This window comes from Humitalea sp. 24SJ18S-53, assembly GCF_050632385.1.
GTDB lineage: Bacteria > Pseudomonadota > Alphaproteobacteria > Acetobacterales > Acetobacteraceae > Humitalea.
This window is the reverse complement of sequence record NZ_CP192599.1, coordinates 773,678-799,909: the sequence shown is the minus strand read 5'-3', so window position 1 is coordinate 799,909 and position 26,232 is coordinate 773,678. Positions and strand designations below refer to the sequence as shown.

At 71.3% G+C, this 26,232-nt stretch carries 21 protein-coding genes and 1 other RNA gene; 21 read left to right on the top strand and 1 reads right to left on the bottom strand.

The window, feature by feature from the left end; genetic code table 11:
* The first annotated feature begins 150 nt into the window (after positions 1-150).
* From ACQW02_RS03775 to ftsZ, 19 genes are all read left to right on the top strand, one after another.
* On the top strand, positions 151-915 hold the full coding sequence (locus ACQW02_RS03775) for a TerB family tellurite resistance protein (protein WP_431283940.1): 765 nt from the start codon (positions 151-153) through the stop codon (positions 913-915).
* Complete coding sequence (locus ACQW02_RS03770; RefSeq protein ID WP_431283939.1) at positions 912-1,589, top strand: N-acetylmuramoyl-L-alanine amidase; 678 nt, start codon at positions 912-914, stop codon at positions 1,587-1,589. Before ACQW02_RS03775 ends, ACQW02_RS03770 begins: the two co-directional genes overlap by 4 nt.
* A gap of 31 nt (positions 1,590-1,620) precedes the next feature.
* Positions 1,621-2,024, top strand: an RNA gene (gene rnpB / locus ACQW02_RS03765) — RNase P RNA component class A.
* A 626-nt stretch (positions 2,025-2,650) separates the two neighbouring features.
* Positions 2,651-3,070 (top strand): division/cell wall cluster transcriptional repressor MraZ, encoded by a 420-nt coding sequence (locus ACQW02_RS03760; RefSeq protein WP_431283938.1) that lies wholly within the window; start codon positions 2,651-2,653, stop codon positions 3,068-3,070.
* The gene (gene rsmH / locus ACQW02_RS03755) at positions 3,067-3,996 is read left to right on the top strand and encodes a 16S rRNA (cytosine(1402)-N(4))-methyltransferase RsmH (RefSeq protein ID WP_431283937.1); all 930 of its coding nucleotides are present in this window, start codon (positions 3,067-3,069) and stop codon (positions 3,994-3,996) included. Before ACQW02_RS03760 ends, rsmH begins: the two co-directional genes overlap by 4 nt.
* Positions 3,993-4,988: a cell division protein FtsL gene (gene ftsL / locus ACQW02_RS03750; protein ID WP_431283936.1), complete on the top strand. Its 996-nt coding sequence runs from the start codon at positions 3,993-3,995 to the stop codon at positions 4,986-4,988. The genes rsmH and ftsL overlap by 4 nt, the downstream gene beginning before the upstream one ends.
* Positions 4,985-7,237 (top strand): peptidoglycan D,D-transpeptidase FtsI family protein, encoded by a 2,253-nt coding sequence (locus ACQW02_RS03745; protein WP_431283935.1) that lies wholly within the window; start codon positions 4,985-4,987, stop codon positions 7,235-7,237. Before ftsL ends, ACQW02_RS03745 begins: the two co-directional genes overlap by 4 nt.
* 4 nt (positions 7,238-7,241) lie before the next feature.
* A complete protein-coding gene (locus tag ACQW02_RS03740; protein WP_431286005.1) occupies positions 7,242-8,681 on the top strand; it encodes a UDP-N-acetylmuramoyl-L-alanyl-D-glutamate--2,6-diaminopimelate ligase in 1,440 nt (479 codons plus the stop codon).
* Positions 8,678-10,036: a UDP-N-acetylmuramoyl-tripeptide--D-alanyl-D-alanine ligase gene (locus ACQW02_RS03735; RefSeq protein WP_431283934.1), complete on the top strand. Its 1,359-nt coding sequence runs from the start codon at positions 8,678-8,680 to the stop codon at positions 10,034-10,036. Before ACQW02_RS03740 ends, ACQW02_RS03735 begins: the two co-directional genes overlap by 4 nt.
* A complete protein-coding gene (gene mraY / locus ACQW02_RS03730) occupies positions 10,033-11,121 on the top strand; it encodes a phospho-N-acetylmuramoyl-pentapeptide-transferase (RefSeq protein WP_431283933.1) in 1,089 nt (362 codons plus the stop codon). The genes ACQW02_RS03735 and mraY overlap by 4 nt, the downstream gene beginning before the upstream one ends.
* Entirely contained in the window at positions 11,118-12,488 is a 1,371-nt protein-coding gene (murD, locus tag ACQW02_RS03725) for a UDP-N-acetylmuramoyl-L-alanine--D-glutamate ligase (RefSeq protein WP_431283932.1), read from the top strand. The genes mraY and murD overlap by 4 nt, the downstream gene beginning before the upstream one ends.
* The gene (locus ACQW02_RS03720) at positions 12,485-13,627 is read left to right on the top strand and encodes an FtsW/RodA/SpoVE family cell cycle protein (protein ID WP_431286004.1); all 1,143 of its coding nucleotides are present in this window, start codon (positions 12,485-12,487) and stop codon (positions 13,625-13,627) included. Before murD ends, ACQW02_RS03720 begins: the two co-directional genes overlap by 4 nt.
* Before the next feature lie 17 nt (positions 13,628-13,644).
* Complete coding sequence (locus ACQW02_RS03715; protein WP_431283931.1) at positions 13,645-14,745, top strand: UDP-N-acetylglucosamine--N-acetylmuramyl-(pentapeptide) pyrophosphoryl-undecaprenol N-acetylglucosamine transferase; 1,101 nt, start codon at positions 13,645-13,647, stop codon at positions 14,743-14,745.
* Positions 14,745-16,172 (top strand): UDP-N-acetylmuramate--L-alanine ligase, encoded by a 1,428-nt coding sequence (murC, locus tag ACQW02_RS03710; protein WP_431283930.1) that lies wholly within the window; start codon positions 14,745-14,747, stop codon positions 16,170-16,172. The genes ACQW02_RS03715 and murC overlap by 1 nt, the downstream gene beginning before the upstream one ends.
* Positions 16,169-17,056 (top strand): UDP-N-acetylmuramate dehydrogenase, encoded by an 888-nt coding sequence (gene murB, locus ACQW02_RS03705; RefSeq protein ID WP_431283929.1) that lies wholly within the window; start codon positions 16,169-16,171, stop codon positions 17,054-17,056. Before murC ends, murB begins: the two co-directional genes overlap by 4 nt.
* The gene (locus ACQW02_RS03700; protein ID WP_431283928.1) at positions 17,053-17,970 is read left to right on the top strand and encodes a D-alanine--D-alanine ligase; all 918 of its coding nucleotides are present in this window, start codon (positions 17,053-17,055) and stop codon (positions 17,968-17,970) included. The genes murB and ACQW02_RS03700 overlap by 4 nt, the downstream gene beginning before the upstream one ends.
* Positions 17,960-18,811 (top strand): cell division protein FtsQ/DivIB, encoded by an 852-nt coding sequence (locus tag ACQW02_RS03695; protein ID WP_431283927.1) that lies wholly within the window; start codon positions 17,960-17,962, stop codon positions 18,809-18,811. The genes ACQW02_RS03700 and ACQW02_RS03695 overlap by 11 nt, the downstream gene beginning before the upstream one ends.
* Positions 18,808-20,109: a cell division protein FtsA gene (ftsA, locus tag ACQW02_RS03690; protein ID WP_431283926.1), complete on the top strand. Its 1,302-nt coding sequence runs from the start codon at positions 18,808-18,810 to the stop codon at positions 20,107-20,109. The genes ACQW02_RS03695 and ftsA overlap by 4 nt, the downstream gene beginning before the upstream one ends.
* Positions 20,110-20,194: 85 nt before the next feature.
* Positions 20,195-21,796 carry a cell division protein FtsZ gene (gene ftsZ / locus ACQW02_RS03685; protein WP_431283925.1) on the top strand — a complete coding sequence of 534 codons (1,602 nt, stop codon included), beginning with the start codon at positions 20,195-20,197 and terminating at the stop codon, positions 21,794-21,796.
* A 22-nt stretch (positions 21,797-21,818) separates the two neighbouring features.
* On the opposite strand, the gene ACQW02_RS03680 is transcribed toward ftsZ, so the two are convergent.
* Positions 21,819-23,891 (bottom strand): methyl-accepting chemotaxis protein, encoded by a 2,073-nt coding sequence (locus ACQW02_RS03680; protein ID WP_431283924.1) that lies wholly within the window; start codon positions 23,889-23,891, stop codon positions 21,819-21,821.
* A 327-nt stretch (positions 23,892-24,218) separates the two neighbouring features.
* On the opposite strand from ACQW02_RS03680, the gene lpxC reads away from it, so the two are divergent.
* On the top strand, positions 24,219-25,238 hold the full coding sequence (gene lpxC / locus ACQW02_RS03675; protein WP_431283923.1) for a UDP-3-O-acyl-N-acetylglucosamine deacetylase: 1,020 nt from the start codon (positions 24,219-24,221) through the stop codon (positions 25,236-25,238).
* Between the two features lie 105 nt (positions 25,239-25,343).
* Positions 25,344-26,210: an outer membrane protein assembly factor BamD gene (locus ACQW02_RS03670; protein ID WP_431283922.1), complete on the top strand. Its 867-nt coding sequence runs from the start codon at positions 25,344-25,346 to the stop codon at positions 26,208-26,210.
* The last annotated feature ends 22 nt before the right edge of the window (positions 26,211-26,232 follow it).

Below are 26,232 nucleotides of genomic sequence, written 5' to 3'. Positions count from 1 at the left end.
GTGCTGCGCGATCCATTCCAGGGCTTGTTGCAGATGCATGGGCCGCTACTTAGGGCGGCAAGCCGGTGCCGGCAAATCGCCGCGCGACCACGCGCCGATTCCCCGGCGTCATGCTATCGGCACATTTGGCACAGCAGGAACCACGGCACCTTGGGCATCTGGGGCAAGATCATCGGCGGGGCCGCGGGCTTCCTCATGGGCGGTCCGGCCGGTGCGATCATGGGCGCGTCCCTGGGGCATGCCGCCGATTCCGGGGCGATCCGCGGCGGCGGCATGCCGCGCCCGGCCGATCTGGCGGCGCTGCTGGGCAACAAGGAAACCCTGTTCGCCGTGGCGGTCGTCGTGCTCTCGGCGAAACTCGCCAAGGTCGATGGCGCGGTGAAGCGGGAGGAGATCGCCGCCTTCCGCGCCCAATTCCGCATCCCCGAGGAAAACCTGCGCGAGGTCGGCCGCCTGTTCGATCAGGCGCGGGAGAATGCGACCGGCTTCGAACCCTTCGCCGATCGCCTCGGCCAGGCCTTTGCCGATAATCCGGCGCTGCTGGAGGATGTGCTGCACGCGCTTTTCGCCGTCGCCCGCGCCGATGGCCCGGTGAACCGTGGCGAGATCGGTTTTTTGGGGATCGTCCATACCCGCTTCCGCCTGCCGGTGGACGCCTGGGACCGCGCCCTGGGCGGCACCCCCCACCGCGCCCCGCGTGAGGTCGATGCGGTCGATGCCTATGCCGTGCTGGGCGTCGCCAAGGATGCGCCGGACGAGGCGATCCGCGCCGCCTGGCGCAAGCTGATGCGCGACCATCATCCCGACAGCATGGCCGCCCGCGGCGTGCCGGAAGCCTTTGCCAAGCGCGCGACCGACAAGGTGGCCGAGATCAACGCCGCCTGGGATAGAATCAAGCGCGCGAGAGGCCTGTGAAAACCATCCAGGCCCCCTCCCCCAACCACGACGCCCGCGACACGCCTGTCGATACGCTGATCCTGCACTACACCGACATGCGGACCGGCGCCGACGCCATCGCGCGCCTGCGCGACCCCGTCGCAAAAGTGTCCGCCCATTACGTGGTCGAGGAAGACGGCGCCGTCTTCGCCCTGGTGCCGGAAGATCGCCGCGCCTGGCATGCCGGCCTCTCCCACTGGCGCGGGCATGACGCGCTGAACGGCCGCAGCATCGGGATCGAGGTCGTGAACCCCGGCCATTCCTGCGGCTACCGCGCCTTTCCGGCGTTGCAGATGGCGGCGGTCTGCGACCTGTGCCTGGAGATCCTGGCGCGCCACCCGATCCCGCCGCGCAATGTCGTGGCCCATTCCGATGTCTCGCCCGACCGCAAGCGCGACCCGGGCGAATTGTTCGACTGGCGGGGCCTGGCCGCCAATGGCGTCGGCCTGTTCCCGGACGTCCCGGGCGACGGCCCGGCGCCGGCCGATGAAGCCGTGCTGCTCAAGACCCTTGCCGATATCGGCTTCCGCCCCGGCCTGCCGGCCAGAACGCTCATCGAGGCGTTCCAGCGTCACTGGCGCCCCGAACGGGTCGATGGCCGGGCCGATGCCGGCACCCTGGCGCGGGCCGAGGCGCTTCTGCGCTTGACCTGACCCCAAGGGGCGCGCATCCCCCCGCACGGTGCCAGGTGGCCAGACGACCGCGGGCCGGGGAGCGATCCCCGGTCGGAGGAAAGTCCGGGCTCCATGGAAGGACGGTGCCGGTCAACGACCGGCGGGGGTAACCCCAGGGAAAGTGCCACAGAAAACAAACCGCCGGGACGAGTTCGCTCCTCCAGGCATGGGTGAAACGGTGGGGCAAAAGCCCACCGCGCCCCCGGCAACGGGGGCGGCAGGGCAAACCCCACCGGGAGCAAGGCCGAATAGGGGCGGCCGGGCCGAGGCGGAGCGATCCGCCGGACGCCAGGGGTCTTTCAACCCGCCGCCCGGGTTGGCCGCGTGAAGCCCGCAGCGATGCGGGCTCCAGAGGAATGGTCGTCCGCGCCCGCAAGGGCGTGACAGAACCCGGCTTATCGGCCGCCTGGCACCGCTTTGCGACGAATGGATGCGCGGATCGCTCTGCGCCGCGCCGGTTGTTCCGCCATGCGCGGGAACGCTTCCAAATCACGTGTTACGGCCGGGGATGGACATCCCCAGGTTGTGCTCGAGCATGATTGACACTGCATCACGTTTTCGTGATTTCAACCTCTGGATGCTCCACACCCGCCGCACCGCGATTCGCGGCACGCCGCGGGCCGGGCCTTCGCGATGGTCCGCTCGCGCAATCCCAGGGCGGCGACCTGCGACATCACAGCAGCGGGCGATCCCCGCCGAGGTGACCGCTGTCCTATCGGCGGCGCCCTGAAGCGTTGCCGAAGACATGGGCGGTAAAACACGATCGACTTGTTCTTTTTTTGTTCGTGTCCGCCACGCATCACCAGCAAAATCCCGCAACAAACCACTAACAACCCTTGGCTACCCAAAAAGTGGCGTGCTATCCCATGACTGCCCGTGGGAGACCCAATACTCAGGGGGGTGAGGGGTCTCGGGGAACCACGAGCGGGTCGGGCGAGCTGGCGGGGTCGGGGGGCCCCGCCAGCCGTCGCGGACCAGACGGTGCCGGCTCTCGCCGACGCCGGGTGATGAATGGGATTGGGGGGCGAGCGTTCCGGCGAATGACCCACTTCCTGGGGACGCACCAAGGCAAGCTGGACAAGAAGGGCCGCCTGTCGGTGCCCGCGAGCTTCCGCTCTGCCCTGACGCGCCTGGGGACCGAGGAGGTTGTGCTGCGCCCGTCCCGTCGCCTTCGCTGCATCGAAGCCCTGCCGCAACCGGCGTTCGAGGCGCAGGCCCGCGCGCTCGACTCGCTGGACCCGTTTTCCAAGGAGCGCGAGGACTTGGCCTCGCGGCTCTACTCCCAAGCAGCCCAGTTGCGCCCTGACGCCGAGGGGCGCGTGGTTGTGCCTGACAACCTGACCGGATTCGCCCGGATGACGGATAGCGTGGTCTTCGTGGGGCTTGGCGAGGTGTTCCAGATCTGGTCACCCGAAGGATGGGCCGAACGCGCCGCCAGCCTGCAGGAGCCGGTGGCATGAGCCACGTCCCCGTCATGCTGGCCGAGGTGCTGGACACCCTGTCCCCACGCGATGCCGCGACCTATTGCGACGGCACCTTTGGTGGCGGCGGCTATGCCGCGGCCATCCTCGATGCCGCCGACTGCACCCTGTTCGCGATCGACCGCGACCCGGACGCGATCGCCCGCGGCGCCGAACTGGCGGCGCGCCACCCGGGGCGGCTGCACCTGCTGCAAGGCTGCTTCGGCGACATGATCGACCTGCTGGCTGAACGCGAGGTCGAGGCCCTGGACGGCGTCGTGCTGGACCTGGGCGTGTCGTCCTTCCAGATCGACCAGGCGGATCGCGGCTTTTCCTTCCGCATGGAGGGTCCGCTCGACATGCGGATGTCGCGCGAAGGCCCGTCCGCCGCCGATCTGGTGAACAACCTGCCGGAAGCCGAGTTGGCCGATGTGCTCTATATTTTCGGTGAGGAACGCCATTCCCGCCGGATCGCCCGCGCGATCGTCGCGGCGCGGATCGAGGCACCGATCACCACCACCGCCCGGCTGGCCGAAATCATCCGCGCCAATGTCCCGCGCGACCCGTCGGGCATCGATGGCGCGACCCGTTCGTTCCAGGCCCTGCGCATCCGCGTGAATGACGAGCTGGGCGAAATCGAACGCGGCCTGGCCGCGGCCACCCGCCTGCTGGCGCCCGGCGGCCGTCTGGTCGTCGTCGCCTTCCATTCGCTGGAGGACCGGATCGTGAAGCGGTTCATGCAGACAGCCACCGGCCGTGGCCCCGGCCAGAGCCGGCACAACCCGGCCGCCCTGATGGCACGCCCCGCGCCCACGCCCTTCCGGCTGCTGACGCCACAGGCGCTGCGGCCCGGCCGCGACGAAACCCAGGCCAACCCACGCGCCCGCAGCGCCCGGCTGCGCGCCATCGAACGTATCGCCGCATGATCCGACCCTTGACCGCGCTGATGCTGCTGGGCGCCGCCGGCGCCGGCCTGCACCTGTATTCCGTGAAGCAGGGCACGACCCTGCTGGAACGCGAATTACGCGACATCCGCCGCCAGACCGAGGCCGCGCGCGAACGCACCCAGGTGCTGCGCGCCGAATGGGCGCTGCTGAACGAACCCGACCGCCTGCGCCAGGTGGTGCAGCGCCACCTGCCGCTGGATGCGATGGCGCCGGCGCAATTCGTGCGGGAATCCGACCTGGCGCGCCGACTGCCGGCGCCCGTGACCTTCGCCGGCACGCCCAGCCTGTTCGCGCCCCTGCCCGGCAGCGAACCGGCGGGACGTGAAAGCGTGCTGGTGGCACGCGCGCCGGAGGCGCCGGTTGCGACCCCCGTGGCGGCAACCCCCGTCGCAGCAACCCCGGTCGCGGCGCCCGTGGCTGCGATCGCGGTCGCCGCCGTGGCGCCGCCGCGCGTCGCGGCGCCCGTCGCGCCCCCCGCCGCTGCCCCCGCGGCGGCCCCCGTCACGACCGCCACGATCGCATCCTTGGCGCCGCCGCCCCGCGCCGCCGCACCCCGGCCGCAGGCACCGCCGCCGCCCGCCATCCCGGCCGGCGGGTTGCAGCCGCCGGTCGTGGCGCCGGTCATCGCGCCGACGCAGAACGCCGCCGCCCGGGTGAACCCGCCGGTCGCGGCCGCCGTCACCGCGACCGCCTTGCCGCCCATTCCCGGCACGACGCAGACCGCGGCAGCCCGCGCGCCGCGCGCGGCACCCGCCCCGCCCGCCGCACCGCAGCCCTATGCGGCACGGCCGCCCGCGCAGCTCGTTCGCACGCCGCCGTCGCCCGCGACCGCGGTGCCGCCCAGCGTTGTCGGCACGCCGGGCCAGAACATCCGCCCGCTGCTGCCGCCGCCGGTGCCCTATGGCTCGTCCGGCTCCGGCCTGATCAGCAGCGCCACCGCCGCGACACTGACGGCACAGGCCGGTCGATGACGGACGGCGGCCCTCCACAGGCCCCCTCCCCCGACGCGATCCCGCGCCGGCAGGCGGTGCCCGGCCGGCCGCCGATGCGCACCCCCGCCGCGCCCGATGGCGGCGCCCGCGCCGCCCGCGCGCTGTCGCGCCGCCGGCTGGTCATGGCGGCCAGCGGCTTTGGCCTGTTGTTCGGCGCCGTCGCGCTGAAACTGGCCGATGCCACCTTGTTCGACCCGGTCGCCCCGCGCCGTATCAATTCGCTGTCCCGCCCGGTCGTCGCGGCCCCGCTGGTCACGGTCAGCCGTGGCGCGATCACCGACCGCAACGGCGAAATGCTGGCCGTGTCGCTGCCGGTGACGGCGCTCTACGCCAATCCGCGGCAGATCGAGAACCCGGCCGATGTCGCCGCCCGGCTGGCCCGCGTGCTGCCGCAACTGGATGTGGAACGCGTCACCGCCAGGCTTTCGACCGACCGGCAGTTCGCCTACCTCGCCCGCGCGCTGACGCCGCGGGAAATGGCGACGATCAACACCCTCGGCATTCCCGGCATCTATTTCGAGGACGCCGAGCGCCGCTACTACCCGCAAGGCCGTGCCGCCGTGCATGCGCTGGGCGCCGTGGACGTGGACGGCAACGGCGTCGCGGGGGTCGAGCGGTATTTCGACGAACGCCTGCGGCTGCGCAATTCCGAAACGCTGCGTCTGTCGATCGACGTGCGCGTGCAGCTCGCGCTGCGTGAGGCGCTGGGCCGCGCCATCGCCGACTTCAACGGCATCGGCGGCGCCGGCGTGGTGATGGATGTGCGGACCGGCGAAGTGCTGGGCATGATCAGCCTGCCGGACTTCGACCAGAACGACATCGGCTCGGCCACGGTCGAACAGCGCTTCAACCGGGTCACCGTCGGCGTCTACGAACCGGGCAGCACGTTCAAGCTGTTCACCACCGCGATGGCGCTGGAAGCCGGCACCACCACGGTGATGGGCGGCTATGACGCGTCCAGCCCGATCCGCTATGGCCGCTTCACCATCAGCGACTACCGGGGCAAGGGCCGTTGGCTGGCGCTGCCGGAAATCCTTGCCTATTCGTCGAACATCGCCTCCGCCCACATGGCGGCGGCGGTCGGGCCGGTGCGGCATCGCGCCTTCATGGGCGCGGCCGGCATGCTGGCCCGCCAGCACATCGAACTGCCGGAGGTCGCGACCCCGCTGGCCCCCACGGCCAGTGGCTGGCGCGACATCAACACGCTGACCGTCGGCTTCGGCCACGGCATTTCGGTGACGCCCCTGCACGTCGTGAACGGCGCCGCCGCCCTGGTGAACGGCGGCATCCTGCGCCAGCCGACCATCCTGGCCGTGCCGCCGGGCGAGGAGCGCGAGGGCGTGCGCCTGGTCTCCGAACGCACATCCGACACGCTGCGCCGGCTGATGCGCCTGGTCGTGACCGAAGGCTCCGGCCGTTCGGCCGATGTCCCGGGCTATTTCGTCGGCGGCAAGACCGGCACGGCACAGAAGACCGGGCCGCGCGGCGGATACCTGGCGAACAAGCGCATCGCGGCCTTCGTCGGCGCCTTCCCGATGTATGCGCCGCGCTACGCCGTCTACGTCATGGTGGATGAGCCGAGCGCCAATGCGCGCAGCCACGGCTTCGCGACCGCGGGCTGGGTCGCGGCCCCCGCCGCCAACATGGTGATCTCCCGCATCGCGCCGATCCTGGGCCTGGTGCCGGAGGATCCCCGCAACCCGGAGATGATCACGGCCACCGCGATGCCGTTGCAGCCGCGCCGGACGGGCGCGCCGCCGACCGCCACGGCCCGCGCGACGACCCCCGGCAGCGGCGAACCGACCGCCGCCGTCACCGCGATGAACGCCGCCATCGCCAATACCCCGGCCGCACGCGCCGCCGCCGCCGCACGGGCGGAGGCAGCGGGTGCCGCCGCGCCCCAGGCGCCTGCCGCCCAGGCCGCCGTGCCCGCGGCAGCAGCCCCCCGTGCGGCCAGTGCCACGCCGGCACCGGCACGCGCCGCCCGGCCGGCACCGACGCCGCCGCGCGCCGCCCAAGGCCCGGATGCGACAGGCCAAGCCAGCACGGGCCGCACCGCATCGCCGCGCAACGGCCCGCCCAGCGTCCAGACCCCGCCGACCGGCACGCTGCCGCCGCCGGTGCCGCTGATCCCCTCCACCCCGCTGCGCCTCACCTCGGGGCCGATGGCCGCGACACCGCGCCCCGCGATGTTGCCGCCGGCCGAGGCGATGCGTGACCCTCGGTGACGCGATGGCCGTGGATCGCGCCATCCGCCTGTCGGGTATCGCGACACCCGACACCATCCTGGCCGGGCTGACCGCGGACAGCCGCGCCGTCGCGCCTGGGTTCCTGTTCGCCGCCCTGTCTGGCGCCCGCGCCGATGGCCGCGGCTTCATCGCCGAGGCCGTGGCCCGGGGTGCTGCCGCCATCCTGGCGCCGGAGGGCACCGACTGGCCGCCCGGCGTGCCGCCGCGCCCGATGCTGACCGCGCCCGATCCGCGCCGCACCTTTGCCCGCATGGCGGCCGAGCACTACGCCCTGCAACCCGCCCGCGTGGTGGCGATCACCGGCACCAACGGCAAGACCAGCACAGCCGAATTCTGCCGCCAGATTTTTGCGGCGGAGGGCCGGCAGGCGGCCTCGCTCGGCACACTCGGCCTGGTGCGCGACGGCATTGCCAGCGGGCCCGGGCTGACCACGCCCGACCCCGTGGCGCTGCACGCGACCCTGGCGCAACTGGCGCGGGACGGGGTGACGGACCTGGCCATCGAGGCATCGTCCCACGGGCTGGACCAGCGCCGCCTGGACGGGGTGCGGATCGCGGCGGCCGGCTTCAGCAACCTGACCCGCGACCACCTGGACTACCACGGCGACATGGCCGGTTACCGCGCCGCCAAGCTGCGGCTGTTCGACACGCTGCTGGACGAAGGCGCCCCCGCCGTCGTCAACGCCGACATGGACGCCGCGACGCTGGACGCCCTGCGCGCCATCGCCGCCCGGCGCCGCCTGCGGCTGTCGACGGTGGGGGAAGCCGGCCAGGACATACGCCTGCTCTCCGCGCGCCCGCTGCCCGAAGGGCTGGCGATCGAGATCGACGCCTTTGGCACCCGCCACGCCATCGCCCTGCCGCTGCCCGGCCGCTTCCAGGCCGACAATGCCCTGCTGGCCGCGGGGCTGGCCCTGGCCACCGGCGCACGCGACCCGTGGGGTCCGCTGGCGCATCTGTCGGGCGTGCGCGGCCGGATGGAGCGCGCCGCGCGCCTGGCCAATGGCGCCGCCGTCTACGTCGATTACGCGCATACGCCGGATGCGCTGGAACGGCTGCTGCTGGCCCTGCGCCCGCATGCGGCCGGCCGGCTTGTGGTGGTCTTCGGCGCCGGTGGCGACCGCGATCCCGGCAAGCGCCCGCTGATGGGCGCCGTCGTCGCGCGCCTGGCCGATGCCGCCATCGTCACCGACGACAATCCCCGCGGCGAGGATCCCGCCACCATCCGCGCCGCCATCCTGGCCGCCTGCCCCGATGCGCGTGAGATCGGCGACCGCGCCGCCGCCATCGCCGCCGCCATGTCCGACCTGCGCCCCGGCGATGTGCTGGCCGTGGCCGGCAAGGGGCATGAACCGGGCCAGACCATCGCGGGCGTGACCCTGCCCTTCGACGACGCCGATGTGGTCCGGGGTTTTGCGGGATGAGCGCGCTCTGGACCGCCGCCGACCTGTGCGCCGCGACCGGCGGCACGGGTGGCGCCGATGTGACCGGCATCGCCATCGACAGCCGGGCCACGGTGGCGGGCGATCTGTTCGTGGCGCTGCTGGCCGAACGCGACGGGCATGATTTCGTCGCCGATGCGTTTGGCCGTGGCGCCGCCTGCGCGATGGTGACGCGCGACATGCCCGGCGGCCCCTGCCTGCGCGTCGCCGATACGCTGGATGGGCTGACCGCGCTGGGTGCTGCCGGCCGCGCGCGGTCCCGCGCCCGCGTCGTTGCCGTCACCGGCAGCGTGGCCAAGACCACCGTCAAGGAAATGCTGCGCCACGGGCTTTCCGCCCAGGCGCCGGTGCATGCCAGCGCCGCCAGCCACAACAACCAATGGGGCGTGCCGCTGACCCTGGCGCGCCAGCAGCCCGGCGCCGCCTATGCGGTGATCGAGATCGGCATGAACAACCGTGGCGAGATCGCGCCGCTCGCGCGCCTCGCGCAGCCGCATGTCGCGGTGATCACGAACATCGGCACGGCGCATATCGGGCACCTGGGTTCCGAGGCCGCGATCGCCGACGAGAAGGGCGATATTTTGCTGGGCCTGACGCAGGGCGGCACCGCCGTCCTGCCGGCCGACAGCCCGTTCTTCGCGTCGCTTGCCGCGCGCGCCAAATCGCAGGGTGCGGCAGTCGTCGGCTTTGGCGAGGCCCCGGAGGCCAGCGCCCGCCTGCTCGGCTTCACCGGCAGTGCCGAGGGCGGCGTGGCCGAGGTGTCGCTGCATGGCACGCACCTGACCATCGCCCTCGGGGCGCCGGGCCGGCACATGGCGGTGAACGCGCTGGCGGCCCTGGCGGCGGCGGCGGCGCTGGGCGCCGACCCCGCGCGTTTCGCCGCATCCCTGGCCGATTTCGACGCGGTCGCCGGGCGCGGCCAGCGCATCGCGCTACGGCTGGCGGGCGGTGGCCAGGCGTTGCTGCTGGATGAGTCCTACAATGCCTCCACCGCCTCGATCCGCGCGGCCCTGGCCGTGCTGGCGGCGCAGCCGGCGCGGCGGCGCATCGCTGTCCTGGGCGACATGCGCGAATTGGGCGAACACGGCCCGGCGCTGCATGCGGGGCTGGCCGCCGATGCGGCGGCGGCGGACCTGGTCTTCGCCTGCGGGCCGCTGATGGCCGGGATGTTCGCCGGCCTGCCGGCGGAAAAGCGCGGCGCCCATGCCGACGACAGCGCCACCCTGGCGCCGATCGTCGCGGCGGCGGTGCGCGACGGCGATGCGTTGATGGTGAAGGGCTCACTCGGCAGCCGGATGGCCGTTGTCGTCACTGCCTTGAAGGGGCTTTCTCAATGATCCCGCTGCTGCTTTCGGGGCTCTCCGATGAATTCATCGGCTTCAACCTGGTGCGCTATTCGACCTTTCGCGCGGGTGCGGCCTGCATCACCGCGCTGTTCATCGGGCTGTTCTTCGGCGCGCGCATCATCCGTTGGCTGCGCTCGTTCCAGCGCGGCGGGCAGCCGATCCGCGACGATGGGCCGGAACGCCACCTGATCGAAAAGAAGGGCACGCCGACCATGGGCGGCGTGCTGATCCTGCTGGGCATCCTGGCGGGCACGCTGCTTTGGGCCGACCTGCGCAACGGCCTCGTCTGGGCCGTGCTGCTGGTCACCGTCGGCTATGGCGCCATCGGTTTCGCCGATGACTGGCTGAAGGTGACCAAGCGCAATACCAAGGGCGTGTCCGGCCGCACGAAGCTGATCGCGCAGGCCGGCATCGGGCTGGTCGCCGCGATCTGGATCACCGCCCTGATGCCGGTGCCGTTGCAGGGCGCGCTGGCCTTTCCGGTGTTCAAGGAAGCGCTGCTGAACTTCGGCATCCTGTTCCCGCTGGTCGCGATGTTCGTGATGATGGGCGCATCGAATGCGGTGAACCTGACCGATGGGCTGGACGGGCTGGCCATCGTGCCGGCGATGATCGCGGCCGGGGTCTTCGCCTTCATCGCCTACCTCGTCGGCAACCGCATCTTTGCGGATTACCTGCAACTGCATGGCGTTCCGGGGGCCGGCGAATTGGCCGTGTTCTGTTCCGCGCTGGTTGGCGCGGGGTTGGGCTTCCTGTGGTTCAATGCCCCGCCCGCCGCGGTCTTCATGGGCGACACCGGCAGCCTGGCCCTCGGCGGCGCGCTGGGCGCCGTCGCGGTCGCGACCAAGCATGAAATCGTCCTGGCCATCGTCGGCGGGCTGTTCGTGGTCGAGACGCTGTCGGTCATCATCCAGGTCTTCTGGTACAAGCGCACCGGCAAGCGCGTCTTCCTGATGGCGCCGCTGCACCACCATTTTGAGAAGAAGGGCTGGGCCGAACCCACCATCGTCATCCGCTTCTGGATCATCGCGATGATCCTGGGCCTGGTTGGCCTGAGCACGCTCAAGATCCGATGAGCACGGCCCTCCCCTTCCGCCCCTTCGCCGGGCTTGCCGTCGCCGTGGTGGGCTTGGGCCGCGCCGGGCTGCCGGCGGCGCTGCGGCTGGTGGAATGGGGGGCCGATGTCACCGCCTGGGACGATGGCGCCGAGGCACGCGCGGCGGCCGAGGTCGCGGGCCTGGCGCTGCGCGACCTGCGCGAGGGCGCCTTCCGCTTCGATGCCTTGCTGTTGTCGCCGGGCATCCCCCATCGCTTGCCCAAGCCGCACCCGATCGCGGCGCGGGCCACGGGGCTCGGCGTGCCGGTCTTGTGCGATGTCGAATTCCTGACCGCGGCCCTGCGTGCCGCCGGCGCCACGCCGCTGATCGCCGGCATCACCGGCACCAATGGCAAGAGCACCACGACCGCGCTGCTGCACCACATCCTGGTTTCGGCCGGCTGGCGCGCCGAAGCCGGCGGCAACCTCGGCACGGCCGCCCTGTCGCTGCCGCTGCTGGGGGAGGGTCAGGCCTATGTCCTGGAAATGTCCTCCTACATGCTGGAACGCCTGGCCCGCACCCGCTTCAACGCGGCGGTGATGCTGAACCTGTCGCCCGACCACCTGGACCGGCACGGCGACATGGCGGGCTATGCCGCCGCCAAGGCGCAGATCTTCGCCCGGCAGGACCACACCGACATCGCCGTCATCGGCCAGGATGACGGCGCCCGCGCCCTGGCCGTCGGGCTGCACGCGCGCACGATCCCGATCTCGGGCACCACGCCGCAGCCGGGTGGCGTCTGGGCCGAGGCCGGGGTGCTGCGCGACGACAGCGGCGCGATCCTGGACCTGCGGGAGACCCTGGCCCTGCATGGCGACCACAACGCCCAGAACGCCGCCGCCGCCGCCGCCGTGGCGCTGACCTGGGGTGTCGCGCGTGGCGACCTGGCCGAGGGGCTGATGACCTACCCCGGCCTGCCGCACCGCGCCGAACGGGTCGGCACGCTGGATGGCATCCCCTGGATCAACGACAGCAAGGCGACCAACGCCGACAGCACGGCCCGCGCGCTGGCGACCTGGGGCCGCGTCGTGCTGATCGCCGGCGGCACGGGCAAGGAGGGCGGGATCGACTCCCTGGCCCCATTGTTCGGCCATATCGCCCATGCCGTGCTGATCGGCCGCGACGGGCCTGCCTTTGCCCAGACCCTGGCGGCGCATGGCGTGCCCCATACCATCGCCGGCACCCTGGCCGCCGCCATCCCCGCCGCCCGCGATGCCGCACGGACCACGGGGGCGGAGGCTGTGCTCCTGTCGCCAGCCGCCGCATCCTGGGACCAGTTCACCGGATTCGACGCCCGCGGCGATGCCTTCCGCGCCGCCGTCCAGGCCCTTGAGGAGCAGCCCTGATGGCCGTCACACGCGCCGACGACAGCACCCTCGGCCGCTGGTGGTGGACGGTGGACCGCCTGACCCTGGGCGCGCTGTTCCTGCTGGTCGCGATCGGCTTCGTGCTGATGCTGGCCGCCAGCCCCTCGGTCGCCGAACGCATCGGTGCCGCGTCGCGCCATGCCTTCATCGGCAAGCAGGTGTTCTTCCTGGCCGTCGCCTGCGCGCTGATGGTCGGCGTGTCGCTGCTCAGCCCCCGCCAGGTGCGGATCCTGGCGCTGCTCGGCTGTGCCGGGGCGCTGCTGCTGACCGCGGCGACCCTGGTGATCGGGCCGGAGGTGAAGGGCGCCCGCCGCTGGCTGCCCCTGCCCGGCTTCCAGTTGCAGCCGTCGGAATTCCTGAAACCCTGCCTGGCCGTGACCTGCGCCTGGCTGATCGCGCTGGGCCGCCGCCCCGGCAGCCGCTTTCCCGGGGCGCTGGCCGCCTGCGGGCTCTTCGCCGTGGCCGCCGCCCTGCTGAAACTGCAGCCCGATGTCGGGATGCTGATGGTCATCGCGGCCGTGCTGGCATCGCAATTGTTCGTCAATGGGCTGAACATGTTCGCGGTGGTCGCGATGGGTGGCGCCGGCGTCGCGCTCTTCGGCGCGGCCTATGCGCTGCTGCCGCATGTGCAATCGCGGGTGCATCGCTTCCTCGACCCCAATGCCGGCGACAACTACCAGGTCGAAGTGGCCATGGAGGCCTTCGGCAATGGCGGCCTGCTCGGCCGCGGCCCTGGCGAGGGCCGGATCAAGACCGTGCTGCCCGACGCCCATGCCGACTTCGTCTTCGCCGTGGCCGGCGAGGAGTTCGGCTTCATCCTGTGCCTGATTCTCATCGGCATCTTCGCCTTCGTTGTCGTGCGGGGACTCGTAAAACTATTGCCTGAGACGGATCGCTTCACCCTGATCGCCGCGACCGGGCTGCTGACGCAGTTCGGGCTGCAGGCCTTTGTAAACATGGCCTCTTCCCTGCACCTGATTCCGACCAAGGGCATGACCCTGCCGTTCATTTCCTACGGCGGGTCATCGGTGCTGGCCATCGCACTCGGGATGGGGTTCTTGCTCGCGCTGACGCGCCGGCGGACCGGCCCCACCGGGCGATCCGAGTCGGACGCCTGACCATGAGAGGACCGGCCGTGCGCCCGATCATCATCGCCGCTGGCGGCACCGGGGGGCATCTGTCCCCGGCCGAAGCGGTCGCGGCCGAATTTTCCGCCCGCGGCGAACGCGTGATCCTGATGACCGATGCGCGCAGCATGACCGCGACCGAGAATTTCCCCTGCGAGGAGCGGATCATCCTGTCGGGCGCGGGCCTCGCCGGCCGCGGCATTTTTCGCGCGGCCAAGGGTGGCGCCGCCATGATCGCCGGCGTCGCCCAGGCGGCGCGCGTGATGCGGGCGCAAAAGCCGGCGGCGGTGGTCGGCTTCGGCGGCTACCCATCGGTCGCACCTGTTATCGCAGCCCGGCTGTTCATGCCCGGCTGGCCGGTGCCGGTCATCCTGCATGAACAGAACGCGGTGCTGGGCCGCGCCAACCGCTTGCTGTCGCGCGGCCAGGCGACCCTGGCGCTGACCTATGCCGGAACGACGCGCATTCCGGTCAATGCCTATACGGTCGTGACCGGCAATCCGGTGCGTTCGGCCATTGCCGCATTGTCGGCGCAGCCCTACCCGGACGCGACCGGCCGGCTGCGCCTGCTGGTGACCGGCGGCAGCCTGGGGGCCGGGGTATTTTCCCGCCTGATACCGGCCGCGGTGGCGCTGCTGCCGACCGACATCCTGGCACGGCTGGACCTGGCGCAGCAGGTCCGGCCCGAGGACATGGACAGCGTGCGCGAACACTATCAAGCCCTGGGGCTGACCCCCGAACTGGCGCCCTTCTTCGCCGACATGCCGCAGCGGCTGGCGGGTGCGCATCTGGTGATCGCGCGGGCCGGTGCCTCGACCTGCGCGGAACTGGCCTGCGCCGGGCGCCCGGCCATCCTGGTGCCGCTGCCCGGTGCGATCGACGACCACCAGTCGGCCAATGCCGCGGCGCTGGCGGTCGGCGGCGGCGCCATCGTGGCCGCGCAAGGCGTGCTGACCCCCGATGCGCTGGCGGCCCATCTGGTGGCGCTGCTGGGCGACCCCGGCCGGTTGGCCGCGATGGCCGCCGCCGAACAGGCGATGGGCTGCCCCGATGCCGCGCGCCTCCTGGCCGATACCGTGCAGACCGCCGTGCGCGAGGAGGTCGGCTGATGCGCGCCCTGCCCCTGAACATCGGCCCCATCCACTTCGTCGGCATCGGCGGCATCGGCATGTCGGGCATCGCGGAGGTGCTGCATTCGCTCGGCTACCAGGTGCAAGGCAGCGACATCGCCGAAAGCGGCAATGTGCTGCGACTGCGCGATGCCGGGATTCCGGTGGCGATCGGACATGATGCGGCGAACCTCGGCGCCGCCGCCGTCGTGGTGATCTCGACCGCCGTCAAGCGCGACAATCCGGAGGTCATGGCCGCCCGCACCCGCCTGATCCCCGTCGTGCGCCGCGCCGAAATGCTGGCCGAGTTGATGCGCCTGAAATGGGCCATCGCGGTCGGTGGCACCCACGGCAAGACCACCACCACCAGCCTGGTCGCCTGCGTGCTGGAAGGGGCCAAGTTCGATCCCACCGTCATCAACGGCGGCATCGTCAACGCCTATGGCTCCAACACCCGCATGGGTTCGGGTGAGTGGATGGTGGTGGAGGCCGACGAAAGCGACGGATCCTTCCTGCGCCTGCCCGCCGTCGTCGCCATCGTGACCAACATGGACCCGGAACACCTGGACCATTGGGGCACCGAGGCCGCGATGAAGGAGGGCTACGCCCAGTTCGTCGGCAACATCCCCTTCTACGGCTTTGCCGTGCTCTGCGCCGACCATCCCGAAGTCCAGGCGATGATCCCGCGCCTGAGCGACCGCCGCCTGATCACCTATGGCTTCTCGCCGCAAGCCGATGTGCGGGCCGAACGGCTGGTGATGGACAAGATGGGTGCCACGTTCGAGGTGACGGTCGCCGACCGCGCCACCGGCCGCACCCGCAGGCTCAAGCCCTTCCGACTGCCGATGCTCGGCGCGCATAACGTGCAGAACGCGCTGGCCGCGATCGCCCTGGCGGTCGAGATGGATGTGGATGAACTGACCATCCGCTCCGCCCTGGCCGGCTTCAAGGGCGTCAAGCGCCGCTTTACCCGCGTGGGCGAGGCCGGCGGCATCACCGTGATCGACGACTACGGCCACCACCCGGTGGAAATCGCGGCCGTGCTGAAGGCCGCGCGCCAGGCCGGGGCGCGCGATGTCGTGGCCGTGGTGCAGCCGCATCGCTACACGCGCCTCGCACAATTGTTCGAGGATTTCTGCGCCTGCATGAATGATGCCGGCACCGTCATCATCGCCGATGTCTATGCCGCCGGCGAAACCCCGATGGAGGGCTATGACCGCGACGCGCTGGTCGATGGGTTGCGCGCGCGCGGCCATCGCAGCGTGGTGCCGCTGCCGGGGCCGGAGAGCCTGGCGGAAATGGTGCATGCCATCGCGCGCAGTGGCGACTACGTGGTCTGCCTCGGCGCCGGCAACATCACGCAATGGGCGCATGCGCTGCCGGCGCAACTCTCCGCGTTGCAACTTGGCCAGCCGAGGCGCGCATGATGCCGCAGGGCGCCCCCGCCGTCGTGCTGCCGCCACTGCGCGGCCGCGTGCAGGCACAGGCGCCGCTAGCGCCCACAACCTGGTTCCGTGTCGGCGGCCCGGCCGAATTTTTCGTGCGGCCCGCCGATGTGGACGACCTGTTGCTGCTGCTGCGCGACAGCGACCTGCCGATCACGGTGATCGGTGCGGCGTCGAACCTGCTGGTCCGCGACGGCGGGGTGGCGGGTGTCGTCGTCCGCCTGGGCGGGCGCGCCTTTGGTGGCGTGGTGCGGGATGGCGATGGCTATATCGCCGGTGCCGCGGCCCTGGATGCCACCGTCGCCGAACAGGCCGCGGCGGATGCAATGGACGGGCTGGCCTTCCTGTCGGGCATTCCCGGCACCATCGGCGGCGCGGTGGCGATGAACGCCGGCGCCTATGGCAGCGACATCTCGCAGGTCCTGGACTGGGCCGAGGTCGCGACACCGACCGGGCTGCAACGTGTGGATGCCAGCCTGCTGTCCTACCGCCACGCCGACCTGCCCGCGCGGGGCATCGTCGTCCGCGCCCGCCTGCGCGCGCATCCGGGCGACCCCTCCGCCCGCATGGCCGAAATCCGTGCCGCGCGGGACGCCACGCAGCCCGTGCGCGCCCGCACCGGCGGCAGCACTTTTGCCAATCCGCCGGGCCACAAGGCCTGGGCGCTGATCGATGCCGCCGGTTGCCGCGGCATGATCCTGGGCCAGGCCCAGGTCAGCCCGCTGCATTGCAATTTTTTGCTCAACCTCGGCGGCGCCACGGCGGCGGAGATCGAGGGCCTGGGCGAAGCGGTGCGCGAAACAGTCCACGCCCATTCGGGCATCGACCTGCGTTGGGAAATCCGCCGCATCGGAGAACCCGGATGACCCGCGTCACGGTCCTGCTCGGTGGCATCTCGGCGGAGCGCGAGGTCTCACTCGTCTCCGGCCGGCAATGCGCCGCCGCCCTGGAAAAGGCCGGTTTCACCGTCAGCACGATCGATGTCGGCGCCGACCCCGCCGCGCTGATCACGGCCCTGCGCGCCCAGAAGCCCGACGTGGTCTTCAACGCCCTGCATGGCCGCTTCGGCGAGGATGGCTGCGTGCAAGGGCTGCTCGACTGGATGGGCCTGCCCTACACGCATTCCGGGCTGCGTGCCTCGGCCAATGCGATGGACAAGGTCGCCGCCAAGACGGTGTTCCGCGCGGCGCATCTGCCGCTTGCCTCCGACGCGCTTCCCACGGCGGCGGAACTGGAAGCGGCCGATCCGCTGCCGCTGCCCTATGTCGTGAAGCCGATCCACGAGGGCTCCTCCGTCGGCGTCCACATCTTCCGCGATGGCGACAACCGCCGCGCCGAAATCGCGCGCGGCTGGACGCATGGCCCGATCATCGCCGAGGAATTCATCCCCGGCCGGGAACTGACCGTCGCCGTGCTGGGCGACGAGGCGCTGACCGTGACGGAAATCGCGCCCCGCACCGGCTTCTACGACTACGAAGCCAAGTACGCCGAAGGCGGCAGCGTCCATGTCCTGCCCGCCCGCATCCATCCCGATGCGGCGCATGAGGCGATGCGCATCGCCGTCGCGGCACATCACGCGCTCGGCTGCCGCGGCGTCTCGCGGTCCGATTTCCGCTATGACGACACCAAGGGTGAACCCGGCCGGCTGGTGCTGCTGGAAGTGAACACCCAGCCCGGCATGACGCCGACCAGCCTGGTGCCCGAACAGGCCGCCTGGCGCGGCATCGACTTCCCGACCCTTTGCGCACGACTGGTCACGGAGGCCCGCCATGGCGCGTGAACGGCAGCCGCTGAAGCGCCCGCATCGCTTCGTGCTGTTCCTGCGCCGGCGGCGCCCGCTGGTGCGCCCCGCGCTATGGGCCACGCTCGGCCTCGGCGTGTTCGGCACCATCGCCATGGGCATCGCCGCCTTCGACCCGGCCGGGCGCGCGGCGCGCCTGGTGGAGGACCCGGGCGGCCTCGGCGCGCGGCTGGGCCTGACCATCGAACAGGTGGAATTGCACGGCCGGCGCAACACCCCGATCGACCTGGTGCGCGGCGCGCTCGGCATCGTGCCCGGCGATCCGATGCTGGGCTTTTCCCCGCATGCGGCGAAGGAACGGCTGGAAACCATCGCCTGGGTCGCCCGCGCGCATGTCGAACGCCGCCTGCCCGACACCATCATGGTGCGGATCGAGGAACGCGAACCCTTCGCCCTGTGGCAGAACGCGGGCCGCTTCAGCGTCATCGACCGCAACGGCAATGTGGTGGCGACCACGACGCTGGATCAATTCGGCCCGCTGCCGCTGCTGGTCGGCCCCGGCGCCGATCGCGCCGGCGTCGCATTGGTCGATGCGCTGCGCCCCCATCCGGAGGTGATGGCCCGCGTGCAGGCGCTGGTGCGCGTCGCCGAACGGCGCTGGAACCTGCGGCTGCATTCGGGCACCGACATCCTGCTGCCCGATGGCAATGAGGTCGCGGCCATCGCGCGGCTCGCCGAACTGCATCGCAGCCACGCGATCCTCGACCGGCCGCTGGCCGCCGTCGATCTGCGGCTGGCCGACCGCATGGTGCTGCGCCCCATGGCGACCGCGGCCCCGGCGCCCATCCCTGTCACTCAACGAGGGACACCACGCGGATGAACCAGATCGCACGGCTGCCCGCCAACCTGTCGCTCGCCGATCCGCCGCTGGCCGGTGGTCGCCGTCGCCGCGCGCGCCCCGGTGTCTGGGGCGTGCTGGATCTTGGCAGCAGCAAGACCGTCTGCCTGATCGCGCGGGTCGAAGCCGATGGCGAACCCCGCGTGCTCGGCTTCGGCTGGCAGCGGTCGCGCGGCATCAAGGGCGGCAATATCGTCGACCTGCGCGATGCCGAGGCGACCATCCGCCAGGCCGTCGCCCAGGCCGAGGAAATGGCCGACCACAAGCTGACCGGCGTGATCGTCAACCTGTCCTGCGGCCAGCCCTATAGCCAGGTGCAGCACATCCAATGGCCGATCGGCGGTCGTGCCGTGACCGCGGCCGACATTCGCGCCGTGCTGAACGAAGCCCGCCGCCGCGCCGAGGAAGAGGGGCGGGAAACGGTCCACGCCATCCCGCTCGGCTTCACCATCGACGCGACGCCAGGGGTCGACGACCCGCGCGGCATGATCTGCGAAACGCTGGGGGCGCGACTGCATCTTGTCGGTGCGTCGCAAGCGTCGCTGCGCAACCTGGGCCTGGCCCTGTCCGCCTGCGACCTGGAAGTGGAAGAACTGGTCGCAGCCCCCTTCGCGGCCGCATTGGCCACCTTGGTCGAGGATGAAAAACTGATCGGCGCAACCGTCGTCGACATGGGCGGCGGCGCGACCACGCTCGCAGTTTTCCAGGATGGGCATCTGCTGCACACCGCGACCTTGCCGGTCGGCGGATGGAATGTGTCCAACGACCTCGCACTTGGCCTGACCACGACGATCACCCATGCCGAGCGCGTCAAGACCCTGCATGGCGGCGTGCTGGCCGGCCATGACGACGGGCGCGAGTTCCTGCCGATCCCGCAGGTCGGCGAGGAGGAAGAACAACTCGCACGCATCCCGCGCAGCGCCGTGGTCGGCGTGATTCGCCCGCGCCTGACCGAGACTCTGGAACTCGTCCGCGACCGTTTGGAAGCCGCCGGATTGGGTCCGGAAGTCGGCAAGCGCGTGGTGCTGACGGGTGGCGCAAGCCAGCTTGCCGGGGTACGGGAACTCGCGGCCGAAATTCTTGGGCGCCCGGTGCGACTCGGACGGCCGCACCAGATCCGTGGCTTGCCGGAGGCGCTGCACCGACCCGATTTCGCAGCGACGGTCGGGCTGCTTGGCTGGGGTTCGGGCGATGGGCGCCCGCCGCTCGATCTCGATCCCGCCGGTCCGCGGGCCGGATGGTTTTCACGACTTGCCGAATGGTGGCGGGACCGTCTCTGATGGCGACGCACCTACTCCGATTCGCGGGTCACGCCCGTGGCACCCACTAAATGTTGTTTAACGAGATGCTGAGGATGACGCGGCAATGACACTCAACCTGACGATTCAGCGGCAGGCCGTGGCGGATTTCTCGCCCCGCATCACCGTGATCGGCGTCGGTGGCGGCGGCATGAATGCTGTCGACAACATGATCGGATCGGGGCTTGAAGGCGTCGAATTCCTGGTGGCGAACACCGACGCGCAGCAACTCGCACGCAGCAAATCCGACCGGCGCGTGCAGTTGGGGCCGCATCTGACGCAGGGCCTCGGCGCCGGCGCCAAGCCCGAGATCGGGCGCGCGGCGGCCGAGGAAGCGGCCGAGGACATCGCCCGTCACCTCGACGGCTGCCACATGGTCTTCATCACCGCCGGCATGGGCGGCGGCACCGGCACCGGCGCGGCCCCCGTCATCGCGCGCCTGGCCCGCGAACGCGGCGTGCTGACCGTCGGCGTCGTCACCAAGCCCTTCGATTTCGAGCGTAAGCGCCGGATGGACGTGGCCGAACAGGGCCTGGCCGAGCTGCAGCAATACGTCGACACGCTGATCGTCATCCCGAACCAGAACCTGTTCAGGATGGCCAATGAGCGCACCGGCTTCGCCGAGGCGTTCAAGATGGCCGACAACGTGCTCTACATGGGCGTGTCCGGCGTGACCGACCTGATGATGAAGCCCGGCGTCGTGAACCTGGACTTCGCCGACATCCGCACCGTGATGTCCGAAATGGGCAAGGCGATGATGGGCACGGGCGAAGCCGAGGGCGAGGACCGCGCCATCCGCGCCGCCGAAGCCGCGATCAGCAATCCGCTGCTGGAAGACACCTCGATGCGCGGCGCGCGCGGCGTGCTGGTGAACATCACCGGCGGCGACGACGTGACCCTGTTCGAAGTGGACGAAGCGGTGCAGCGCATCGGCCGTGAGGTCGATCCCGACGCCAACCTGATCTTCGGCACCTCGCTCGACACCACCATGAACGGCCGCCTGCGCGTGTCGGTCGTGGCGACCGGCATCGAGGCCCAGGTCCAGCAGCAGGCCGAACGCCCCAAGCTGGTCGCCATGGGCGGCGGCGGCATCACCTTTGCCGTGGCCGGCCAGAGCGTGCCCGGCCAGATCGTGCAGGGTGCGCCCGCTGCGACGCCGCAGCCCGCGGCTGCGCCGACCGCCTTCCGCCCGGCCGCCCCCGTTGGGCGCCCTGCCGTGCCGGCTGGCCCCGTCCGCATGCCGGCCGCACCGCAGATGGCGCCGGCCGCGATGCCGCAGCCCGCGGCCCCGATGATGCCCGGCCTGCGCCGCCCGGCCACGATCACCGAAGCCCCGCCCGAGGCCTATGCCGAGCCCGTGATCCAGCAGGACTACGAGCCGGAGCAGCAGGCGCCGGAACCTGTGATGGCGGCCCCCGCCCAGATGGTGCCGCCCCCCCGCCCGGCCCCTGTCGCCAGCCAGCCGCCACGTCCCAGCACCTTCGCGTCGCTGTTCCAGAAGGTGACTGGCACCGGCATGATGAAGCGCGCCCTGCCCGCCGAGCCGACCTACCAGGCGGAACAGATGCGGCAGGAACCGGGGCTTGCCCCGCAGCATCGCCGTGCGGAACCCCGTTCGGAGGAGATGGGGCTCGACATCCCCACCTTCCTGCGCAAGCAGAACAACTGATCCACTTCGACGGGCGGCGGCTTCACGCCGCCCGGATATCCGCCAGGAAGCGGTCCACCTGGCCGCGCATCTGATCCGCCTGCTTCGCCAGTTCACCCGACGCCGCGCGCAATTCGACCGCCGAGGCGCCGGTGCGTTCCGCGCCTTCCCGCACCCCCGCCGCATGCCGCGCCGCTTCGCGCGTGCCTGACGCCGCCTCGGCCACAGCGCGCCCGATTTCCTGCGTGGCCGCCGCCTGTTGTTCGGCGGCCGCAGCCACGGCCGCGGTATTGGTGCCCATCTGCTCGATCGTGCGGGAAATGCCGGCGATGGCGGTCACCGTGCGCGTGGTCTCGCGCTGCATGGTGGCGATCTGCGCGCCGATTTCCTCGGTCGCGCGGGCGGTCTGCGCGGCCAGGGTCTTCACCTCCGACGCCACGACGGCAAAGCCCTTGCCGGCCTCACCGGCACGCGCCGCCTCGATCGTCGCGTTCAGCGCCAGCAGGTTGGTCTGGCTGGCGATGCCGTTGATCAGGCGAACCACCTCCCCGATGCGGCTGGCGGCCGTGGCCAGTTCCTGCACCGTGGCATCGGTCTGGCGGGTGTTCTCCGCCGCCTGGCGCGCGACCACCGCGGCGTCGTTCACCTGGCGTGAGATTTCGGCGATGGAGGCGCCCAGCTCCTCGGCCGAACTCGCGACCGTCTGCACGTTCACGCTGGCCTGTTCCGACGCGGCGGCGACCGAGATCGCCTGGTCCGTCCCATCGCGGGCGACGGCGGTCATGTCCAACGCGGTCCCGTCCAGCCCGGCCGCCGCCGTCGCCACGGCGCGCAGCACCACCGCCGCCTCCGCTTCGAAGCTGCGGATCAGGGTGGCGACGCGTTCGGCCTGCGCGGATTTGGCGGCTTCGTCGGCGACGCGGGCCGCGGCCATCTCCTCCCGCGCTATGGCGCCGGCGCGCAGCGTATCGACGGCGGTCGCCAGGCGGCCGAATTCATCGGCGCGGTCGCGCCCGGTCACCACCACCGACAGGTCGCCCGCCGCGATCCGGTCGACCGTGTCGGTCACCGCCAGCAGCGGCGACACCACCCGGCGCATCAACAGCACGACGGAGCCGATCGTCAGCCCGGCCGCGACCAGGGCCAGCACAACCGCGAAGACCAGTTGCATCCGGGCGCCCTGCGTGATCGCCGCCGCCTGGGCCAGCACCTGTTCCAGCGCCGCATCGCGCAATTGCAGGATGCTGGCCTGGGCCGGCACGCTCCAGCCACGGAAGGTGGCCAGATCCTCCGACCAGGGGGTCGCGGCGGCCCCGGCGGCCGCACGCACGCGGGCCCATTCCATCAGGCGGCGCCAACGGGGCTCGTCACGGCCCTGGAAGGTTTCGACCTGGCGCGCGGCCTCGGCCGTCACGGCCGGCGCGTCGTCCATGGTCGCGATCATGCGTCGCGCGCTCTCCCAGGCCTGTTCCACCCGGCCGGTCATCTGCTCGGCGGTGACGACATCGGCGGGCAGCACCGGGCGGCCGCCGACCCAGGCGTTCATCAGCAGGTTGCGGCGCCCGGCGTAGTCGCGAATGTCCATCCCCTGGATCGCGACATTGACCGCGGTCGCGATGGCGGGCGCATCGGTGGTGACACGCCGGGCGGCGGTGCCGGCCAGTTCGACCAGGCGGTTGCCCAGGGCCAGGCGGTCGGTCAGCACATCCCGCGCATAGCCCGCGTCCCGCGCCGCCGGGGGCTGGGCCAGCAGGCCATCCAGCCGCTGCCGCAGCCGCGCCAGCGCCGCCATGCTGTCGGCGGCGGCGGCGGGGTCGAGGCCGGATGCCAGGGCGCTCAGACGCGCTGCCTCCAGCAGGCGGTCGCTTTCCCCACGGGCGCGTTGCAGGGCATCGCGGTCGGGCGTGGCGGCCAGGGTGGCGGCGGTCAGTTGCCCCGCCTCCAGCGCAAACGCCGTCTGGGCGCGCTGCACATCGCTGATCACCCGCGCCGCACGTTCGGCCGCCACGCTGCGATTGAGGGTCCCGGCATTCTGCACCGCCAGCCAGGAGGCGGCGACCAGGCCCGGGATGGCCACGGCGGTGAACCCCGCAAGGAACAATGTCCGGATCTGCATGGATCAACCCTCGATTCACATGGCGCTGCTAACGGAGGGGCCAGTGTGCCGACGCCAGGCTTATGCCCCCTTAATGCCGCGGGGATTTTCGCGGAGCGGTTTCGGCGGGCGAGGAATGGGGTCCAAGGCGGCCTTATTCATGCCTCATTTTGCACTGCACAGATTGTTTAGAATCAACGGCTTGTAGTGAAACATGGAGAAACAAGGCTTGACTCGTGGTGGCCCACCCCCCCGGGCATATTGCATGCGGAAGTCGCGCCGCCGGGGCGCGCCCTGACATCCCGCGGATCCTCCGCCGGTTGGTTGGCTTCCCGGGACAAGGTGCTCATGGACGGTTATCAATCGATTGCGATGCTGGCGGGTTCGGGTGGCATGCGGCGTACGCTGCGGGCACCGATCGGCTGCGTCGGCATCGGTTTGCATTCCGGCTCCAAGGTCAGGATGACACTGCGTCCGGCCGCCCCCGGCGCCGGCATCCGCTTCCGCCGCACCGATATCGGCATCGAAATCCCCGCCCGCTACGATTATGTCGTCGATACCCGCCTCTGCACCGCCCTCGGCACGCCGGGCGGCGGATCGGCGCGGATCGGCACCATCGAACACGTGATGGCCGCCCTGGCCGGGGCCGGCGTGCATGATGCGGTGATCGAGGTCGATGCGGCCGAGGTCCCCATCCTCGACGGCTCCGCCCGCGACTTCCTCTTCCTGCTCGACAGCGCCGGCTACAGCGAAAGCGCGCTGCCGGTCGGCGTGCTGGAAATCCTCAAGCCCGTGCGCGTGACCGAGGGCGAGGGCCCCGATGCGGCCTGGGCCGAACTGCGCCCGACCCAGTCCGGCCCCGGCTGGTCGGCGGCGTTCGAAGCCGCGCTGACCATCGACTTCCCGAACACCGCCATCGGCCGCCAGTCGCTGGCCGTGCGCATCACGCCGGACACCTTCCGCCACGCCCTGGCCGATGCCCGCACCTTCACGCTGGCCGAGGATGTGACCCGGTTGCGGGCCGCCGGCCTCGCCCGCGGTGGCAGCTTGGTGAATGCCGTGGTGGTCGATGGGCCGATGATCCTGAACCCCACCGGGCTGCGCAGCGCAGATGAATTCGTGCGCCACAAGCTGCTGGACGTGGTCGGCGACCTGGCCCTGGCCGGCTACCCGATCACCGGCCGCTTCTCGGGCTACCGTTCCGGCCATGCGCTGAACAACCGGCTGCTGCGCGCCGTCTTCGCCGATCAGAGCGCGTTTCGCGTGGTCGAACCCGATTGGGTCGATGCCTCGCCGTCGTCGCGCGGTGCCGATTACCTGCCGGCCCGGGCGCCGGCCAAGGCGCGGGTCCTCGCCACCGCCGCCTGATCGTCCCGACGTCGCGGACCCGGTTTCGATACGTTACGGGCGGAAGGGCGTCGCCGCGCACGCCCCCCCTGCCATCCGGCCCGCCAGCCATGCTAGACAGGCCCCATGTCGACGCACCGCCTGACCCGCCCGCTCTTTCTCGCAGCCAGCCTCCTGCTCGGCCTCGGCGCCTGTTCCGGCGACGGCGGCATCCGCGCCTGGGATGGCACCGCCACCGGCCGCGCCACGCCGCGCCAACAGGCCCTGGCGACCGAAAGCCCCGAAAGCCTCTATGCCGGCGGCATGGATGCGCTGAACGCCCAGCGTTACGCGCAGGCGGTCGAGCTGTTCGACACGGTGGACCGCGAATACCCCTATTCCACCTGGGCGACCCAGGCGAAGCTGATGTCGGCCTTCGCCGACTACAGCCGCAATCGGTATACCGAGGCCGTGGGCGCGCTGGATCGCTTCATCCAACTGCACCCGGCGCATCGCGACATCGCCTATGCCTATTACCTGCGGTCGCTGTGCTTCTACGAACAGATCGTCGATGCCGAACGCGACCAGAGCGGCACCGAACTGGCCATGACCGCGTTGCAGGACGTGCAGAACCGCTTCCCCAACACGCCCTACGCCCGCGATGCGCGGCTGAAGATGGATCTGGCACGCGACCACCTGGCCGGTCAGCAGATGCACATCGGCCGCTTCTACCAGAACCGGAACCTGATGGCCGCGGCGGTCGGGCGCTATCGCCGCGTCGTGGACGATTACCAGACCACCAACCACGTGCCCGAGGCGCTGCACCGCCTGACCGAGATCTACATCTCCCTCGGCCTGACGGATGAGGCACGGCGCACCGCCAGCGTGCTGGGCCACAACTACCCGGGCAGCCCCTGGTACCAGGACAGCTACGCGCTGCTGGTCGAGGGCGCGCCGCGCGCGGCGCAGGACCGCCCGGGCTTCCTGTCCCGCGCCGTCAACTGGGTGTTTTAGCCCCGGTGCGCAACACAACCCG